This is a genomic window from Caballeronia sp. LjRoot31 (genome assembly GCF_964253885.1).
Classification (GTDB): domain Bacteria; phylum Pseudomonadota; class Gammaproteobacteria; order Burkholderiales; family Burkholderiaceae; genus Caballeronia.
In genome coordinates this window covers 1,947,602-1,966,100 of record NZ_CAXURX020000003.1, presented here as the reverse complement: position 1 = coordinate 1,966,100, position 18,499 = coordinate 1,947,602, and the positions used below count along the sequence as shown (strand labels likewise).

Genomic DNA, 18,499 nt, shown 5'->3' with positions numbered 1-18,499 from the left:
GAGCGCGGCGCGATGCAAGAATGAGTCTCAGGAATGAAAACGGTTTGATGGAGTAATGTTGAAAACAATCGAGAAACTTCCCACTCAGGATAAATCAGCAGGACTTAGCATGTTGGCGGGGATCCGCGTTCTGGACCTGACAACGTCGATTGCAGGTCCATATGCGACGCAATTGCTAGCCGATATGGGCGCCGCCGTCCTCAAGCTGGAAAGGCCCGGGGTCGGTGACGACACAAGAGCGTGGGGTCCGCCGTTTTTGGGGGAGCAGTCGCTCTGGTTTGCCAGCGTCAACCGCAACAAGGAGAGTATGACGCTTGATGTCACGAACCCTGACGGAAGGGCGATCCTGGAGAGACTGGTCGAAGGAAGTGACGTTATCGTCGTGAACATGGTGCCGGGAGTGCAACGGAAGCTGGGCCTTGACCACGCGCGTTTGAAAGAGATCAACCCAAAGATCATTCACGTGTCCCTGACGGGCTTCGGGTTAACCGGACGCCGCGCCGAGTTGCCGTGCTATGACCTGATCGCAGAAGGCTATTCCAGCGTGATGGACCTGACAGGAGAGCCCGAGTCCGGGCCGCAGAAGGTCGGCACACCTGCGGCCGATCTGCTCGCGGGGCAGGATGTCGCGCTTGCGACGCTCGCAGCCATAGTCGAGCGACAGCGCACGGGAGCCGGCAAGGCTATCGACGTGTCAATGGTGCGAAGCATGGTCCGCTTCATGTCGCCTCGCATCATTGCTTATCTGGGCTCTGGTGAGTGTCCTGGACGCTCAGGCGGCCGGGATTCCGTCATTGCCATCTACCAGGTGTTTGATACAGCGGACGAACCGATTACGCTGGGGCTTGGAAACGACGCGATCTGGCAGCGTTTCTGGACTGCGGTCGAATATCCGGATTACGGCAACCGAAAGGATTTCGCAACGAATGCGCTAAGAAGAAACGCCCGCGCGGAGATCGTTGCGCAGGTGGCTGAAATCCTCAAGATAAAGCCACGTTCCGAATGGTTGGAATTATTCGAAAAGAATAGGATTCCTTCCGGTCCAATCAACCGTATCGATCAGCTCGTCGATGACCAGGACCTGATAGACGAAGGAATGTTCTATGCGGTGAGTGGGCAGGATGGGCTTGTTCCGCAAGTGGGACTGGGGATTTGGTTCGATGGGTGCAGCGAGGTTCATCGAAGTCCTCCGCCTGCGCTTGGGGAAAGCACGGAACACATTCTGAGGGATTGGCTTGGTTTGTCGGAACAGGATGTTGATGACCTGATCGCAAAACGCGTTGTTTAAAGGAGTAATTTCATGGCCTACGAAGAAATTTTGTACGAGGAGGACGGCCCGATCGGCACGATCACCCTCAATCGCCCCGATGACGGAAATATGTTCACTGAACGGATGTGTCATGAGATTCGTGATTGCATCAATGAGATTCGGCGCGAGACGCGAACGCGAGTCATCGTTTTGACGGGAGCGGGCGACAAGTTCTTTTGCACAGGCGGTCGGAAGGACGGGATGCAGGACTCCACGCTCTACGCGGGCGTATTACCGACACTCGAAATGTACGAGAGCATCGATCGTTTGCAAAAGCCGGTGATTGCATCGGTCAATGGTTTTGCCGTTGGAGGGGGAAACGTGCTGCAAGTAGTTTGCGATCTGACGATTGCGAAGGAAAGCGCGGTCTTTCGGCAGGTGGGTCCTATGGTAGGCAGCTTCGACGCCGGCTACGGAACGTGGTACCTGGAAGATCTGGTAGGCAAGAAGCGCGCGAAGGAAATCTGGTATCGCAATCCAAAGATCAGTGCGCAGGAAGCGTTGGAAATTGGATTAATCAACAAGGTTGTACCGGACCTTGAATTGAAGGACGCGACACGACGTTACGCGCTGGAGGTAGCGGAGCGCGGCGCGTTCGCATTGGCTTCAATCAAGGGAGCATTTAACGCGCGCCACGGTGGCGTCAGTGGACTCTCACGTGTCACTCACGATCTTCTGCTGCGCGGTTACCTGGACACGGAGGAACAAGCTGAACTTGCCGCTGCGTTTGGTGAACGCCGTGCGCCTGATGCATCGAAGTTCGGTCACTGAAGGAGCGTTTCATGAGCGTTGAACTCGCCGTGGAAGACGGAATCGCCTTTCTAACGTTGCATCGGCCCGAAGCACTGAATGCGTTGAGCTTTGCCGTACTTAAGGAACTGTCAGGCAAGCTGGACGCGGTGCGTAGTTCCGACGCGCGCGCTTTGATCGTACTAGGCAGCGGTGAAAAGGCGTTCTGTGCGGGTGCGGATATCAAGGAGTTGACCGGACGCGATCTTTCAGCGCAGCGCGACGGCGCTGTGTTTGGACAATCCGTGTTCTGTCAACTTGACGCGTTGCCTATCCCGTCAATTGCGGTGGTAAGGGGCTATGCGTTTGGGGGCGGACTGGAACTCGCGATGGCATGCACATTTCGCGTTGCGACCCCGGACGCCAAAATGGGTTTGCCTGAAATCAAACTGGGCCTTGTGCCAGGTTACGGCGGCACGCAACGGCTACCACGCCTAGTTGGAGCCGCGAAGGCGATGGAGCTCATCATGTCCGGCCGCACGGTCGATGCAATCGAGGCCGAACGTATCGGCCTTGTCAACCGGGTTGTCGAAGCGGGTGACGCGCGGGACATCGGCCGCGAATTCAGTGCTCAGTTCGTGCGGCATAGCAAGCTTGCATTGCTTTTCGCGCGGCAGGCGGTGCAGCGATCCTACGGGCTTGGACTCAACGAAGGCTTAAGCATCGAAGCGGACCTTTCGACACTCGCGTACCAGACTGCGGACGCTGACGAAGGCATGCTTGCGTTCATCGAGAAACGCAAACCGCAGTTCAGGGATGCGTGACCACCGGAAACACGCGGGTATTGGCGCGCGGCATCGCCGACGCAGAGCGTGTCGGGCCGACAAAACCACCGCGATTTGACGATATGAGAGGTTTGAAATGACGAAAGTGAAGACCGTCGCAGTTGCAGGTAGCGGGACAATGGGAACCGGCATCGCAATTGTTGCTGCACGGGCTGGCTTCAAAACGAAAATCTACGATACATGCCAGGACGCGCTCGACCGCGCTCGTGCTCAGACAGAAGGATTTCTCAGCAAATCAGTCGCACGCGGAAAGCTGACCGAAGAAGCTGTGTCGGAGATCCTTGGGCGTTGGTCCAGCACCACCGTGCTTGAAGATCTTGCAGACAGCGACGTTGTCATTGAGGCGGTGTTCGAGGACCTCGATGTCAAACACAAACTGTTCTCTGCGCTGGACGGATTGTGTGGAAAGGACACCGTATTCGCGTCGAATACGTCGACCATCTCGATCACGGAGATTGCTGCTGGGTCGGGTCGACCCGATCGGTTCGTCGGCATGCACTTTTGCCTTCCGGCGCAGTTGATGAAGCTCATCGAGATGTCGTCGGGCTTGATCACTAGCGACGATACCTGGAGTCGTGCGTGGGAATTCGCGCTTGCGATGGGGCAGCATCCGGTCAAGACGAAGGACACGCCAGGATTCATCCTCAATTACTTCCTGATTCCATACAACAACGACGCCATCAGGCTTGTGGAGTCGGGGGTTGCAGAACCTGCCGAGATCGACAAGGCGATCAAGACGGCGTTGGGCTATCCAATGGGGCCAATGGAGCTTCTGGATCTGGTCGGCATGGACACGCAGCGCTTGCTCTGCGATGCAATGCATGGCCTTACCAATGAACCGCGATCGGCCTGCCCACCGTTGGTCAAAAGAATGATCGCGGCGGGCTGGCTCGGCAAGAAATCGGGCCGTGGATTCCACCAATACACTGACACAAAGATGTTTGGAGCTTGAGATGAGCTATTGCATCAAATTGTCCGGCGTTAGCCGGTCGTTTCCCGAGCGCCACGCGTTCCTCGACAACGCGTCAGACGAAGGCGACTGCCAGATCTATCTGGGCGAGTACGCGGGCAAGGAGTACGTCGCCGATCGCGCCAGCCTTCGCACAGACGCGATTGTCGCTATCGAACTCAAGGATGAGTGCCTCGGCGTTTATACCGACGAAGGCGAGGCGTTGCTCGACGCGCAACGCGTATCGGAGCGGGCGTTTGGTTTCGCGCGTTTCCGCCTCGGCAAGGCAGCGCCCACGCAATTGGTCGAGCTCGTAGTACCGCGTAAATATGACGGGACGGCGCTTCTGACACTCAAGGCGCTTTTCGAGGATGCGGGCCTCGTCGTGGCCGTCTGCAACGACTTTCCAGGCCGTATCGTCAACCGCCTGATTCGCCCTTATTACAACGCCGTGCTGCGCCGCTACGACGAGAAACTGGCCAGCGCCGAGGATTTGGACACAACGCTGAAAATGGGACTGGGTTATCCGGAAGGCCCGCTTGCGCTGCTCGATCGAACTGGCCTTGCGGAACACGCGGAAACCTCGCAGGCGCTCTATGAAGCGCTGGGTGAACCGGCGTTCGCACCGGCGCGACTTGCCGCGAATGCGCGGCTCGCCGCGAAGGGCAATGCATAGAGGGTGCAGGCCTGCTCCCCAATGCATTGCATGACAAAATTGGAAAACCCGAACCCATATCTAATGAAAGAAGATTTCAAGACGCACGCTCTCGGCATCGTTGGATCCGGTGCGATGGGACGTGGCATCGCGCAAATCTCCGCCCTCGCCGGCATTGACGTGCGTCTCTACGACATCAGTCGCGATGCGGTCGAAGCGGCGTGCGGATATTTGAGCGACACGCTCACGATGCTCGCCGGAAAAGGCCGTATCACCGCTGCGGCAGCGACCGAAGCTGTCGCGAGAATCAAGCCCGCAGATTCGATCGAGGCTTTGAAAGACTGCGATGTCATCGTCGAGGCGATCGCGGAGAACCTGGAAGCGAAGCGCGCGCTTTTTAAGCAGCTCGATGCAATGGTACTCGACACCTGCATTCTCGCATCCAATACGTCGTCGCTCTCCATCACCGCGATCGCCGCGGCGTGCTCAAAGCCCGAGCGCGTCGCCGGTTTTCACTTTTTCAACCCAGTGCCGTTGATGAAGGTTATCGAGGTGGTCGACGGTCTGCGAGGCGCGCGTTCGACGGGTGATCGGCTGGTTCTACTCGCGCGTCGGCTTGGGCACACGCCGGTGCGCGCGAAAGACATGCCAGGCTTCATCGTCAATCACGCCGGGCGCGCGATGAATACGGAGGGACTTCGCATCGTCGGTGAAGGAATTGCGGACTTCGTCGATATTGATCGCATCATGCGGGAGCAGGCCGGATTCAGGCTCGGACCCTTCGAGCTCATGGATCTCACGTCGCTTGACGTTTCGCATCCGGTCATGGAGTCGATCTATCAGCAATTTTATGAGGAGCCGCGATTCCGGCCGTCCACCTTGGCCGCGATTCGTCTCAGTGGCGGCCTGGTTGGCAAAAAAACCGGGGAGGGTTTCTACAAATACGTGAATGGCAAGCCGGCCTTGCCGCCGGAAGATGCCATCGCAACGGACCTACCGGAGCGGGTCTGGGTAAGTTGCCAAGATTCCGTTGCGTACGCGCAGATCGCAGGTTTGATTTCGGCGGCCGGAGTCACGTTGGAGAAAGACGGGCGGCCCTCGGAACATGCGTTAATCATCGTGGCGCCGCTTGGCAAGGACGCCACGACTGCCGCAATCGAAGAAGGGCTTGACGCAACGAGGGTCGTCGCGCTCGATTGTCTGCTTCCGGTCGGCAATTCCGCGCGCCGCACGCTAATGACGACGCCCGTCACGGACGCACGAGTGCGTGAACAGGCCCGAGCACTTTTCGCACAGGATGGCGCAGCCGTGACGATAATACGCGACTCCAATGGTTTTGTGGCGCAGCGCATTGTGGCGACCATCGTCAACGTCGGTTGCGATATCGCGCAGCAGAGAATTGCATCGCCGGAGGACATCGATCGTGCCGTAACGCTCGGATTGGGGTATCCGAAAGGTCCTCTGGCACTGGGCGACGCGATCGGGGCGGCAAGAATTCTTGAGATTCTGAACAATATGCAAGACGCGCTTGGCGATCCGCGCTATCGCCCTTCGCCCTGGCTGAAGCGGCGCGCGCAACTCGGAGCATCGTTGACGCGCGCGGATACCTGAGCGAGACGGAACTCAAGCGAAAACCACCAAGCGACGGGAATCGGGTGCATTCGCTTCCTGTCGCTAAACAAAGAGTAATACAAGCAACACGCTGTATATCATTAGTACACCATATAAATTAAATGAAATAAGGAGACGGTATGAAAAAGAGTCACTTCTGGCTGGGTCAGGTCATCGCGCTGGTGGCTGCGAACACAGCTCACGCGCAGAACTCGGTCACGCTTTATGGATTGATCGACACCGGTATCAACTATACGAACAGCGCTCAAACCGGCAGAAGCGCGAACGGGGCTCTCGAAGGCAAGTCGCTGGTGAACATGACGGACGGCTCGACGCGAGGTTACGGCAGCCGCTGGGGCCTCAAAGGGTCCGAGGATCTCGGTGGCGGACTTTCGACGATCTTCACGATCGAAAATGGTTTCAATATTGCGAATGGCGCGCTAGGGCAGGGCGGAGCGCTATTCGGCCGGCAGGCTTTCGTAGGGCTCAAGAGCGAGACGTTCGGCACGATGACCTTCGGGAGGCAATATGACTCACAGGCTGACTTCGTCTCGAACTATTCGCCGTTTCTCATTGCTGCGATTTCCGGCACGACACCTGGCGACGTGGATGGCCTCGGACACACACGACGTGTGAACAACGCCATCAAATACTTGAGCCAGAATTATCGCGGTCTGACGTTTGGCGGCCTGTATTCACTCGGCGGCAAGGCTGGTGATTTTACCGGCTCTCAGGTGTTGGCGCTCGGCGCGAGCTACGAGGCCGGTGGTTTCTCCGCTGGGGTAGGGTATTTCAACGCGCGCGATCCGAATCTTTCCGCCTTTGGCAATAACCCGAATTCCGGTGGCGCCGGAACGAACAATATGGGCTCGCTCGGATCAGCGACCTCACCGGAGTCCAACCCGATCTATGCGGGCTATGCCTCCGCGCATACGTTTGAAATCTATTCGGCGGGCACGAGCTACAAGCTCGGCAAGGCGACGCTGGCGGCATCGTTCAGTCATTCGGCATTCGAGAATCTTGGTGATCTGGAAGCCGGCCCCAATCCGTTCGACTATCGTGGCACGGCAGTCTTCAATACGGCGACGGCAACGGTGTCCTACTTCGCGACGTCCACTTTTCAGATTGGTGGAGGCTATAGCTACACGCACGGCGGCGGCGCCGGCGGAAATGGCCCGGCGACCTATCATCAAGGCATTTTCTCGCTGCAGTACTTCCTCTCGAAACGCACCGAGGTTTATTTCTACGGCGTCTATCAGGTTGCGTCCGGCACGGACTCGCTGGGTCAGCCCGCAGTCGCGAATATCGACCTCATGACGCCATCGAGCACGAACCATCAGTTCATCGGTCGGGTTGGCATCGTTCAGCGGTTCTAAGGCGTTGCCGTTGCGGTCCATGGACCGCAACGGAGCAGGCAATTCGTGCCACGCGCCGTGCCTGGTGCAAGGGCGCATGGCATCGCGCAGCGGCGTTCGGGGCAGACGAGGACCGATGAGCCAACGCTATGTGGGCAGACGAATATCTGGGCATTGATGAATTCATCGATTCACATGCCGTCTCGAGGTTTTAGCGGATGGTTTGCCTCCTCTGCTTTTTCGTGGCGGTGCCGGACTGTTTCGATGCTGCGCGCATCGGCTTCGTGGGGCCAGTGATCAGGGCGCGCGCAGGTTCAATCCAATCGACCTAGGCCGACGGCGCCCGACTCAGAGCCAAACGGTGGTCTTCAACAGATTTTCCGTTCCCGAGGGAAAAACGATCAATGGGGCAAGTATCTATGCGGGGCCTTCGCGAGACAAGTTAGGCAGAAGCCGGCACAAGGTAGCCTGCTTTGCGATGTCGGTCCAGTCGTAGAGCATCGGCACCATTTCCAGTTCACCCCACCTGCGATTCTGGTCACTGCGGTGAGGGTTTCCCGGCGCCCCAGAGACGCCCTGAAAAGCGATCCATTCGGAATTCGACCAGTTGCCTACATCGAATGCATAACGCGCTAACGATGAATACACGGTCCGTAGTCCCTGTCCGGCGTTGAACGCGGTTGCCATCACGGTGTCGCCGTCGCCGCCAACCGGCACGCAGTCGAGATTGAGTACATTTGCTGCCTCGGGGAACAGGCGCGACAGCGGATGCTCGAGCCTCGGAGTGTGCAGATCCGACCAGCAAGCCGCTGCCGGTAGCGCGCTCGCCGCACGCTGCAATGCTTCGGTGAGGACGTCTGTCCAGCGCTGGCCGCCGAGGAGCGACGTGTCGTCGTCGCGTAGCAAGGTAGGAACAATCCACCAGAGGTGTGAGACGACGGCTGGCGCGTCGACCCATCCCTGCCAGACCTCATGCACCGGGTTCGAAGAAATGAGGCCACATCGTTCACCGACGAGACGGGCAAGCTCTACGCGGAACACACTGTACGCAGCGGCGTGCGCGGAGTCCGCGCCCATCCGGCCGTCCCAGTTGACGATCATCGCGCGCAGGGCCGCTGCTTCGGGATGCGCCAATGCAAGTTCCGCGAGATGACGCTGGAACAGCGCTGCGGGAATGCTGACCAGGTCGCCGAAGATCGGTTTCATCGAATCGATCGAATATCGGTCAAGCTCCGCCAGGCGACGCGTGATGCGTTGCGCGCGGTGCGGCGGGATACAGTCGGTCGACAGATAAGGCCAGTCGACATCGGCACTCACGCGGTTGTTTGCGGTGACAATCAAGTGGTTGCCCGGGTCGATCATTGTCGGCATGGACTCGAACGGTACGATGCCGCGCCACTCGTATGCGTCGAGCCATCCAGGCACCGGCAGCCAGCCATTGTGGCGACTGCGATCGGGAACCTTGCCACGGACTCGATGCCCAATGTGGCCGTGCGTGTCGGCCGCGACCAGGTTGTGATCGATCAGCCCCCAACCACGCGTTGACTCGAACAGTTCGTCAATGGACGTCGCGCGCTGCATGCGCAGCAGGCAGTCGAAAGAATGGTCAGTCTCGGCGAACTGGATGGATTTCAACGCGAGACCGCAACCCTCGGCTGGGTCGCCAATGATCAGCGGGCCATGTGCCGTTTCAACAATATCGATCTCGACGGTCTTTTCGCCGCGAACTGCTATGAGCTCGGTTCGCTGCACCGTCTTTTCCCAGCCCGTCGATGTCTGGTACTCGGTACCGCCATCACGAAATCGCTCAATATAGAGATCGTGCATATCGACGAACGCGACGGTCACGCACCACGCGGTATGCGCGTTGTGGCCAACATGAGGAAATCCCGGCACGCCCGGGATCGTCAAGCCGATCACGTCGAAATTCGGACTGCGCAGATGGGCTTGCGAATACATCGACAATACTTCCAGTTCGCGGTGTGGATCGCCCATCAGGATGGGCCGGCCACTCTCGGTCAGTTGCGGCCCGACCGCCCAGTTGTTGCTTCCGCCGCCCGTTGCGTCGTGCGGCGCGAACTGGAGCAACTCGGCGATCGAAGGCTGAAGCATGGCGAGATCGACGCCCCACCTTTGTCCCGATGCGCCGCTCGGCACACAGAGCAAGTCGTTGCCGCCATCGTCGTAACGCAGCTTTCCGATGTTTTCTTCGCCAACCTGAGCGAGCGCGGCAGCGCGGAATAGCTTCATCCAGAACGAGCCCATCAGGAAACCAATCTGGCGCATCACCGCGATCGAATGCCAGGGCAGCCACGCCTCCGGGCGCGTGCCGAGCAGTTGATACTCGAGCGGCAAGTCGCCGATGTCCACGCTGTTGATATACGCGTTCACGCCGGTCGCATAGCTTTCAAGCATGTTCACCGTCTCCGCGTCCAGTGCGGCGTAATCGCGCTGGGCCACGCGCGCGCCGCCAAGCCGTCGGGCGAGGGTATCGCCGAAGAGGGCGTCAGCGCCTTTCCATTCGGCCCAGCGACCGACCGCTTTGCGGCGCTGCATTTCCATTTGCCACAGGCGATCTTGCGCGTGGGCGTAGCCGAGCGCGACGAACGCATCATGGTCGCTACGGGCATCGATATGGGGAATTCCCCACTGATCTCGCCACAGCTGAACTGTGTCGTGCAGGCCGTGGATTCGTAGCGTATTGGACTCCGCCATCGCTCTTCCTCTGGTATTGATGTGTTGACTATGATCCCGTTCAGGTCCGTCGCGTTGATTCGCGCCGGACCCAAAACTCAGATGCGTTCTGCACGTTCAAAACGTATGCGTCATACCTACTGTCGCGACAATCTGGTGGTTGTTGCTCGACGGTGTTGCCGCGGTAATCGCGGCAACCGCAGCCGCACCGGTTGAATCGGTGCCCGCCGCGCGCTGATAGATGCCAAAAGCGTACAGCGAAGTACTGCGCGACAGCGAATAGATGGCGCCGACGTCTGCCTGCTGATAGTGCGCGGAACCCAGGTCTCCCGCGCCGCTGTTCTTCATGTAAGTGTAAGCCGCGCCCAGCAAGAGGGCGGGGGACAATTGATATCTGAAGTTGACTTCACCGGTGTTGAATATCGCGGAACCGGTGTAGTGCTTTTCGGCGGCATTGAGCCCCGCCACCTCAACGGAACCCAGGTTTTTGAATTGGGTGTTCGTGTAAAGCAGTCCGACGGTCGCGGATCCGAACACGTAGTTGCCGCCCGCGCCAATGATTTGTTGAGAACCGGCTGACGCGTAACCCGAGTTGACCGGGCTGACAATGTTGACACCCGTCGTGCTGTCATTCGCCTTGTTGCCCCAGAACGAGAAGTTCGGATCTTTCGCGAGCAGATAGCCCGCAGCCAGCGTCACTGATCCGTTCGTGTAGGTCGTAGCAACGTCAATAATCTCGTTGCGGGTGAAATCACCGGAGACACCACCGAGGCTGTAGAGCGTCGTCACCTGCAGACCGCGATACATCGGGCTCTGATATTTGATCGCATTCGCGATCCGGTTCGAGCTGTCGAGATTGTCCACATCGCCCGGATGGGTTCCGTAACCGGCGCCGATCGCAGCCCAGTAGCCACCCGCCGACAACGGGCCGACCGCCATGTAGGTGGCCGAATACTGCCGCCCGAGCGTCAATGTACCGTACGGATTCGACAGGCCGACAAACGCTTGGCGGCCGAACTCGGTGCCGTTGGTGCCCATCTTTCCGGAGTTGATCAGGAATCCGTCCTCGACGGTGAAGATCGCCTTCAGTCCGCCGCCAAGATCTTCGCTGCCGGTCAACCCCCAGCGATTCGCGCCATTCGCGCCACTAACTTCGGCATACTGATGAGCGCCGGCGGCGTTAGAAGTGAACGCGATTCCCGCGTCCACGACGCCGAACAGTGTGACACTGCTCTGGGCATAGGCACTCGACAAGGACAGCGTCATGACTGCCCCCACTGCTAGTTTCGTTTTCATCGGGCGTTTCTCCAATTGCGTCAATGTTGAATGTGAAGGGAAAGTGATCCGGTTACTGCGGAACTGTGCGTTCGCCAATGACGGGCGAAGGCTTGAACCCCGGTGTCTCGCCGGGTTGAAATGACCACGCGGGAACCTTGCCGCGTGCTTCCCGAACCAGCCGGACATCGAGTTCGGCGGTGATCACGCCAGGTTCGTCGGCTGCCTCGGCGAGCACACGTCCCCACGGATCGACGATCAGCGAATGTCCGTACAGTTCGACGCCGTTTTCAAACCGGCCGCATTGTCCAGCCGCCAGCACGAAACACCCGGTCTCGATTGCCCGGGCACGCAGCAGCGTGTGCCAGTGGGCTTCGCCCGTATGGCGCATGAACGCGGATGGAACGCTGATCACGGTCGCGCCTTGCTGCGCGTAATGACGATAGAGATGCGGGAAACGCAGGTCGTAGCAAATGGACATGCCCAACTTGCCGAGTGCGCATGAACTCAACACGGGACCCGTGCCCGGCGAGACTGTGGCGCTTTCGCGGATCTGGCGATCCGGCAGGTCAATGTCGCATAGGTGAATCTTGTCGTACCGGCTTCTGATTGCACCGTCAGCGCCAATCATGAACGACGAATTTAAGATTCGATCGTCATCCGAAAGAATCCCGATCGAGCCGGCAATCACCTCCACGCCCCGTTCCCTGGCAAACGCGGACAAGGCCTTCAATGCCGGATGTTCGTCTTCAGCAAACGCAACCGGCGCAGGCAGGCCGCCGCGCGTGCCGACACCGGCACAGACCTCCGGCAGCAGCGCCAGCGTCGCGCCACGGACGACGGCGATATCGAGCCAATACAGCGCCGTGTCGACGTCACGTTGCCAGTCTGTGCTCGCCGTGTATTGCACACAAGCGGCTATGAGTTTTTCCATGATCGTCTCTTCATTTAATAGCGTGGAATACAAAATTTATTCGTATAACTAATCAAAAACGGCTGGACTGCGGATTCTGGACGGTAACGACCATGGCCCTTATGTAGCGGCGGTTGATCGATACATGATTAGCGCCAGCATCCAGGCAGCGCCGAGGAAGCAGGCCGCCGCTGTCAGTGCCGGCGTGAAACCGTGGAAGGACTGGATCAGCCATCCGGACAACGATGGGCCGATGATCAAGCCAACGCCTATACCCGCCGACGAGAAGGTGACCAGGCGTCCGCTCTTTTCCCTCGCTGCGATGATGGCAAACAGCGGCGGACTCGTGTAGGTCCAGGCAAACTTGAATAGCATCGCGGACACGACGAAGACCGTCACGTCCCGTGCTGAAGCCAATCCGACGACGGCCGCGATGAGCAAGGCAAGGCCGATGGTGACGACCGCGATTAACGGAAAACGCTTGCCGGAAATTGTCGCAACACCGGCGCCTAGCACGCCTGCGCCCGCCGACAATGACAGGATCATGCCGATGTTCGTAACCGGTACGCCAAGGCTCTTGCCGATCGCGCCAGCGAACGTCCAGACACCGCTGAAGCTGATATAGATCATCGTGACCAACGCGAGTCCGCGCAGGAAGTCGCCGCGGGTCGCCATGCTCGCTGCCCGTACCTTTGCCGGGCCGCCCGCTTCATCGGGCAAGAACGGCACGATCAACCATCCGAGCATGCCGGCGAGGACTTCACCAAGAAAGAACGCTGACAGGCCGTAGCGCTGGAATAACGACGGCAGGAGCGCGAGACCAATCACGCCGGAGACAATCTGCCCCAGCAGGAAAGCGCCATTCGCACGGGTCGGATTTTCACTCCGGCCGCATGCTGTAATGCCGATCATCGTTAGCGTGCAACCGCCGAAAATGGCGGTCAGTCCGCGCATAACCAGCAGTAGCGGATAGCTGCCGCTGGCGACGATCGACAAGATATTGCCAAGCACGAACAGCACCAGGGAGACGCGCATGATCGACGCCAGGCGGGCACGCGCCAGTACGTAGGTGCCGAGAAATCCGGCTACCGCATAGCCGCAGAATTCGACCGAGAAGAACAACCCGATTGAACGGGGATCAAGATGATGGGTGCGTACCAGCTCGTTCGCAATCGCGGGAGCGTAGAGCAGTGCAGCGCTGGGAAAGGTGCCGAGGAAGAACAGCGCAACGAATAGCCGCAAATTTTCGATGCGAGGGGCGGAAGTCCGCGAAAGGTCGATTTCCATATGTCCAGCGCCTGATTGGCGGTTCCTCAGAGTGAGTGTCGGTGTCGATGTTCGGACGGCACCGGCCAAGACTTTTCCGGTACCGGGCTGCCCGCGCAATGCTTGACGAGGAGGCTCGCCGGGTTCATTTTTTCGCTTATCCTTTTATTGCATAGCGCATCGCGTAGGCGGCATCGGTCGCTGCCTGGACAATGTCCATGCACTGCGTTGCCTCCTCAATAGTCGTGATCATTGGCAACACGATGTGCAACGTCGAGCCGATTGCGCGCACGATCAAGCCGCGTTCGTACGCTTGCTTCGCGACCTGCTCGCAGAATGCGCTATTTTCGAGGTCGCTTTCAGCGACGTTGAATTCGACGCCCGCCAGCACACCAATCGATCGTGTGTCGCCGATCGCAGGATGCTCAGCAAGCTGGGCGACGCGGCGGGCGATCAGTGGTCCGAGTCGCTCGGCAACGTGGGCGACCAGACCGTTTTCTTCGATTACCTTGATGTTTGCCAGGGCGACCGCCGCGCCGACCGGATGTCCGCAATTCGTGAAACCGTGTTCGAAGTCGTGATTCGCGTTGTTGAGCACCGCATCAATATCAGCGTTGATGCCGACCGCCGACATCGGGAAATATGACGAGGTCATGCCTTTGGCGAGCGTCATCATGTCCGGCACGAAACCCAACGTCTGATGGCAGAACATATTGCCGGTCTTGCCGAATCCGGTGACGACTTCATCGGCGACCAGCAGGATGCGATGACGCGTGCAGATCTCGCGCACGCTAGCCCAATAGCCGTCGGGCGGCACGATCATCCCGCCGGTTGCTTGCACTGGCTCCGCAAAAAAAGCGGCAATGTTATGCGCGCCGATTTCTTCAATCATGCGCTCAAGAGAAGCTGCCGCTTGCTGGCCACATTCATAGGGTGTCTGACCTTGCCCGTAGCGGTACCAGTAAGGCGCGTCGGCGTGCGCGACGAGATTCGGCAGCGGCAGCCCGAATTGTGGATGGTAGTGGTCAATCCCGGTCAGGCTCGTCGCGACCACCGTATTGCCATGGTACGAATGGTGTCGCGACAGCAGCATTCTGCGTTGCGGTTCGCCCCGCAGGCGCCAATAGTGGTACGCAATCTTCACCGCGGATTCATTCGCGTCGGAACCGGTCGATGCGAAAAAGAATTTGCGGAACGCGCCACCAGTTAGCTTAACTAACTTTTCTGCCAATGCACTGGCGGCCTGGTTCGAATAGCCGCCAAAGGTATGGCAGTAGGACAACGAACGCATTGCGTCGTAAGCCGCCTTCGAGACCACTTCGTTGCCGTAGCCAATGTTTACGCAACCCAGTCCGGACAAACCGTCGATCACGGTCTTGCCGTCTATCGTCATATGAATTCCAGCGGCACTTGACACCATCTCCGGCCCTTTGGCGTCAAGGTCTCTTGGATTTGTCATAGGGTGCAGGTGGTATTGGGCATCAGCTTGCTTCAGCGCATCAAGGCCTACGTTCATCAGCTACTCCTAAGTTGATATTTATCAAGTTATATCGAACGTTACCGGCGAAATTTTGTAACGTCAACGAATACAAAAACATTTTTTAGATATTTATCTAAATTCGAGACGGTCGGGTCGGTGCGAATTTCTGCAGCCTGGCTGCGGCTGGAATAGTGACTACGGGGTGAGGGCGCGCAATGGCCGACAGCGGCGCCGAGCTAATCGCACGGCCTCGGTGTCAGATATTCCGGCAGCACAGTGCGCAGATAGGCGGTGCGTCCCCGGCGTGCATAGAGCTTTGCGCCGTCGGATAGATGCCCGTCGCGAAGCAGATACACCGACCAGATTGCGTCATTGATCGCCGCCATTTCAACAAAGCGTTCGAGCAGGTCAGGAATCTCCGGCAATAGGAATTGCTCGCGAAATCCATCGAGTAAATGCTGCGCCAGGATCCGATTGTTCTCCAGGTCGAGCCGCCGGATCTCGGAGGAATACCCCGTGCCTAGCAAGACCTTGAGGGTTGCGGGATTGGCTTCGCACACAGCGAGCATTGCCGTATGTTGCGCATCCAGGAGATCCTGCCAACGCTCGTAGCGCCCAAGATTGGAGGTCGGGACCTCACGAAACAGCGCCAGGTAGCGTTCGGCGAGCGCCACGAAGACCAATGAAGCTTCGGGGAAGAAGTGATAGACGCTTTGGGGCTGAATGTTCAAATGGGAGGAGATATCATAAATGCCGATGTCCGACGGATCGCGCTCCCGCAATAAAGTCTCGACTGCATCCAGAATCTCCTCGAATCGCTGCTTGCCGCGTTCTTGCGTAGGTCGGCGGATTTCGGGTTTTCGCTTGTGCATGTTTGCTTTTGTGGCCCTTTTGGCCATCCAGTTCGTCCTCTTGTTCTGCCCGATCCCCACTCAGTCCGACTTGCGGGTCAAGCATACAAACGCATCAACGCGGCTGGCGTTGACGGTATCTTACCGAAGTTGGCTTGACGTGTTCGACGAGTGAAGCGGGAGAGGTGAGTGACTGAAGTGGCTGGCGCGGGCGGTCAATTGGCCTCTTTTTCGACAAACACAACATCGCGATCGCCGTTCCGGTAACGAAAAATGCTGGTAATGGATTTCCGCAAGTCGCCATGTTGATCGAAGGCGATGGAGCCTGTCACCCCGTCCAAACTGGTTGTCGGCACTGTCCGCAGGATGTCGCCCGCTGCCGTTGATTTGGCGCGCGTCATGGCATCGGCAATCACATAGACGGCATCGTATGAATACGGCGCAAAACCGTCTGGCTCCGCGCCAAAGCGTTGCCGGTAACGCAGAGCGAACGCCGCACCGCGCTGGCTGTTTCGGAAATCCGAGCCGGGTATGGAACAGACCACGCCGTCAGCTGATTTTCCGGTGAGACGCCCGAGTGCTTCAGAGCACAAACCGTCGCCGCCCAGTATCAACGAGCGCAAGTTCAACTGGCGGGCCTGGCGAATAAACGGCACGCCGGCGTTGACGAAGCCGCTGAACAGGATTGCATCGGGATTAAGCGCTTTCAATATAGTAAGCAGTGCATGAAAATCCATCCCGTATGGGCTGATCGCCTCGCGCCGCGCAATCTCGATGCCGTTCTTGCGTGCCGCCCTTTCAAAAGAAGACGCTAGGCTCTCCCCATACTCGCTCTGATCGTCAATAAGCACAATGTTGCGCACAAGCAGACTGTGCGCCGCATAGTCTGCGAGCGCGGCGCCCTGAGCCGCATCCGTTGCGACGAGGCGAAACGCGGTCGCGAAACCCTGATGGGTGTACACGGGGCTAGTCGCACCGGGCGACAATTGCGCAACGCCGGCATTGTGGTACAGGCGAGAAGCCGGCACGGACGTTCCTGACGTCATGTGACCCACGATCGCCACGACGCCGTTGTCGATCAGCCGCTGCGCGACCTGCGTTGCAGCGCGCGGATCGCCGGCATCGTCTTGTGCATCGAGCACCAGTTGCACCGCCTTGCCGTTCACGATCAACGGATGTGCGTTGAGTTCGTCGACCGCCAGCTGCGCGCCGGTCAGCGGCGCGGCGAAGCCGATCTTGACGACCTCGTCCGGGCCGGCGGCACCGGACATTGAGATCATCACGCCCAGTGCGGCCATTACACCTCTCATGCCCCGTATGCAGGCAATAAGGGGAATTGAACGACTACGCAGGCGCATAGCAAGATCTCCTGACGACACAATGGGTATCCGCGATCATGGCTGCAATCTGACGATCGCCGGCATCAGAACCAGTGCCGCATGCCCGACTGCGAACTCCGTCTGATTGTTCGAATAGGGCAATTGCACGCGGGCAGCGCCGGACGTGTGATTGTAGTCAACCTGCGCGTAGACGCTGCTGCGCTTCGAAAACGAATATTCCACTTCCGACACCGCCGCCCACCGGACACCATCGTTGCCGCTGATCTTCATCGCGTCGTGAATGTCGTCGTAGTAGTACGCCTCGCGCAGCAACACATACGGTGTCAGTTGCCACGCCACGCCACGCCGGCGAATGCGCCCTGATCCTTGCGCGCGACGTTCGCGGATCCGTAGGGCGCACCCGCGATGTTAAGTTGCGCGTCGCCGATGTCGGCGTTGTCGTGGTTGTTCTGGTACCCCGCGTAAAACGTCGCGTCACCGTACTTGTAGGAAGAGGCTACGCCGAAGATCTGTTGCAATCCCCCGGCCACGGCGGCTTTCGTCTGTTGATACACGGCGGCGAGCGAAAACGCGCCCTGCGCATAGGTGAGTCCTGAGCCCCACTGTGAACCGCGCGCGACGCTGCCGGCGATACCGCCGAACGCGTAACTGAGTGACGCGGTGAACGGCCCGAACTGCTTCGTGTAGTTGACTGAACTGGGTTTGCGGAACGTATCTGTTGCGTACCACCACGCGGTATCGTAATAGTCACCGACGGTCAACGGGTCGAGCGCGCCCATGATTGAATAGAACTGCGTGTCTTGATTGCCGACGCTGAGCGAACCGAAGTTTCCCTTTAAACCGACTATCGCCATCCGGTCGAACACTGTGCCCGGCGCCGCCATCGTGCCATCCTGCAGATTAAAGCCGCTCTCGAGTTGAAAAAATGCGCTGGTGCCGCCGCCAAGATCCTCATTGCCGATCAAGCCAAAACGGCTGTGATTGATCGCGCCGTTGCTCACCAGTACTGCATGGTCGCCCTGCGAGTCCGCGTGAGTTTGCCAGACGACGCTGGCATCCGCGACACCGTATAGCGTTACCGACGACTGCGCGTGGACGGGTGGACTGCAAACGAGTGCCGCGTACGTCAGTGCGCTTAATGGAAAAATGGGGCGAATGGACATATCAGAATTCCTGTCTTCGAGCAAACGCGTTGATTCCCTGAATCGACGCATGATCGAAACTATG

16 protein-coding genes are annotated in these 18,499 nt (G+C 58.7%); 7 read left to right on the top strand and 9 right to left on the bottom strand.

Annotation, left to right across the window (positions count from 1 at the left end; all coding sequences use genetic code 11):
• Positions 1-55 precede the first annotated feature (55 nt).
• The 7 genes from ACSQ8V_RS37485 (at position 56) to ACSQ8V_RS37455 (ending at position 7,474) form a co-directional block, all read left to right on the top strand.
• Positions 56-1,288, top strand: coding sequence for a CaiB/BaiF CoA transferase family protein (locus ACSQ8V_RS37485; RefSeq protein ID WP_436185145.1), 1,233 nt, complete (start codon positions 56-58; stop codon positions 1,286-1,288).
• Positions 1,289-1,300: 12 nt separating this feature from the next.
• The gene (locus tag ACSQ8V_RS37480; RefSeq protein WP_436185144.1) at positions 1,301-2,080 is read left to right on the top strand and encodes an enoyl-CoA hydratase-related protein; all 780 of its coding nucleotides are present in this window, start codon (positions 1,301-1,303) and stop codon (positions 2,078-2,080) included.
• Positions 2,081-2,091: 11 nt separating this feature from the next.
• Complete coding sequence (locus ACSQ8V_RS37475; protein ID WP_436185143.1) at positions 2,092-2,862, top strand: enoyl-CoA hydratase/isomerase family protein; 771 nt, start codon at positions 2,092-2,094, stop codon at positions 2,860-2,862.
• A 97-nt stretch (positions 2,863-2,959) separates the two neighbouring features.
• The gene (locus ACSQ8V_RS37470) at positions 2,960-3,835 is read left to right on the top strand and encodes a 3-hydroxyacyl-CoA dehydrogenase family protein (protein ID WP_436185142.1); all 876 of its coding nucleotides are present in this window, start codon (positions 2,960-2,962) and stop codon (positions 3,833-3,835) included.
• 1 nt (position 3,836) lies between these two features.
• Positions 3,837-4,508, top strand: a complete 672-nt coding sequence (locus ACSQ8V_RS37465) for a 3-hydroxyacyl-CoA dehydrogenase family protein (protein ID WP_436185141.1) — start codon at positions 3,837-3,839, stop codon at positions 4,506-4,508.
• A gap of 63 nt (positions 4,509-4,571) precedes the next feature.
• The gene (locus ACSQ8V_RS37460; RefSeq protein ID WP_436185140.1) at positions 4,572-6,098 is read left to right on the top strand and encodes a 3-hydroxyacyl-CoA dehydrogenase; all 1,527 of its coding nucleotides are present in this window, start codon (positions 4,572-4,574) and stop codon (positions 6,096-6,098) included.
• A 140-nt stretch (positions 6,099-6,238) separates the two neighbouring features.
• Positions 6,239-7,474 carry a porin gene (locus ACSQ8V_RS37455; RefSeq protein ID WP_436185139.1) on the top strand — a complete coding sequence of 412 codons (1,236 nt, stop codon included), beginning with the start codon at positions 6,239-6,241 and terminating at the stop codon, positions 7,472-7,474.
• 396 nt (positions 7,475-7,870) lie between these two features.
• Here the strand turns inward: ACSQ8V_RS37455 and ACSQ8V_RS37450 are convergent, their stop codons facing one another.
• The 9 genes from ACSQ8V_RS37450 to ACSQ8V_RS37410 form a co-directional block, all read right to left on the bottom strand.
• A complete protein-coding gene (locus tag ACSQ8V_RS37450; RefSeq protein WP_436209183.1) occupies positions 7,871-10,168 on the bottom strand; it encodes a penicillin acylase family protein in 2,298 nt (765 codons plus the stop codon).
• Positions 10,169-10,264: 96 nt separating this feature from the next.
• Positions 10,265-11,443 (bottom strand): porin, encoded by a 1,179-nt coding sequence (locus ACSQ8V_RS37445; protein ID WP_436185137.1) that lies wholly within the window; start codon positions 11,441-11,443, stop codon positions 10,265-10,267.
• Positions 11,444-11,495: 52 nt separating this feature from the next.
• Positions 11,496-12,356, bottom strand: coding sequence for a carbon-nitrogen hydrolase family protein (locus ACSQ8V_RS37440; RefSeq protein ID WP_436185136.1), 861 nt, complete (start codon positions 12,354-12,356; stop codon positions 11,496-11,498).
• Positions 12,357-12,455: 99 nt separating this feature from the next.
• Positions 12,456-13,622 carry an MFS transporter gene (locus ACSQ8V_RS37435; RefSeq protein WP_436209182.1) on the bottom strand — a complete coding sequence of 389 codons (1,167 nt, stop codon included), beginning with the start codon at positions 13,620-13,622 and terminating at the stop codon, positions 12,456-12,458.
• A gap of 136 nt (positions 13,623-13,758) precedes the next feature.
• The gene (locus tag ACSQ8V_RS37430; RefSeq protein WP_436209181.1) at positions 13,759-15,117 is read right to left on the bottom strand and encodes an aminotransferase family protein; all 1,359 of its coding nucleotides are present in this window, start codon (positions 15,115-15,117) and stop codon (positions 13,759-13,761) included.
• Positions 15,118-15,317: 200 nt separating this feature from the next.
• On the bottom strand, positions 15,318-15,980 hold the full coding sequence (locus tag ACSQ8V_RS37425) for a TetR/AcrR family transcriptional regulator (protein WP_436209180.1): 663 nt from the start codon (positions 15,978-15,980) through the stop codon (positions 15,318-15,320).
• Positions 15,981-16,147: 167 nt separating this feature from the next.
• On the bottom strand, positions 16,148-17,230 hold the full coding sequence (locus tag ACSQ8V_RS37420) for a branched-chain amino acid ABC transporter substrate-binding protein (RefSeq protein ID WP_436209179.1): 1,083 nt from the start codon (positions 17,228-17,230) through the stop codon (positions 16,148-16,150).
• 96 nt (positions 17,231-17,326) lie between these two features.
• Positions 17,327-17,611, bottom strand: coding sequence for a hypothetical protein (locus tag ACSQ8V_RS37415; protein WP_436209178.1), 285 nt, complete (start codon positions 17,609-17,611; stop codon positions 17,327-17,329).
• Positions 17,596-18,435: a porin gene (locus ACSQ8V_RS37410; protein ID WP_436209177.1), complete on the bottom strand. Its 840-nt coding sequence runs from the start codon at positions 18,433-18,435 to the stop codon at positions 17,596-17,598. The genes ACSQ8V_RS37415 and ACSQ8V_RS37410 overlap by 16 nt, the downstream gene beginning before the upstream one ends.
• Between the last annotated feature and the right edge of the window lie 64 nt (positions 18,436-18,499).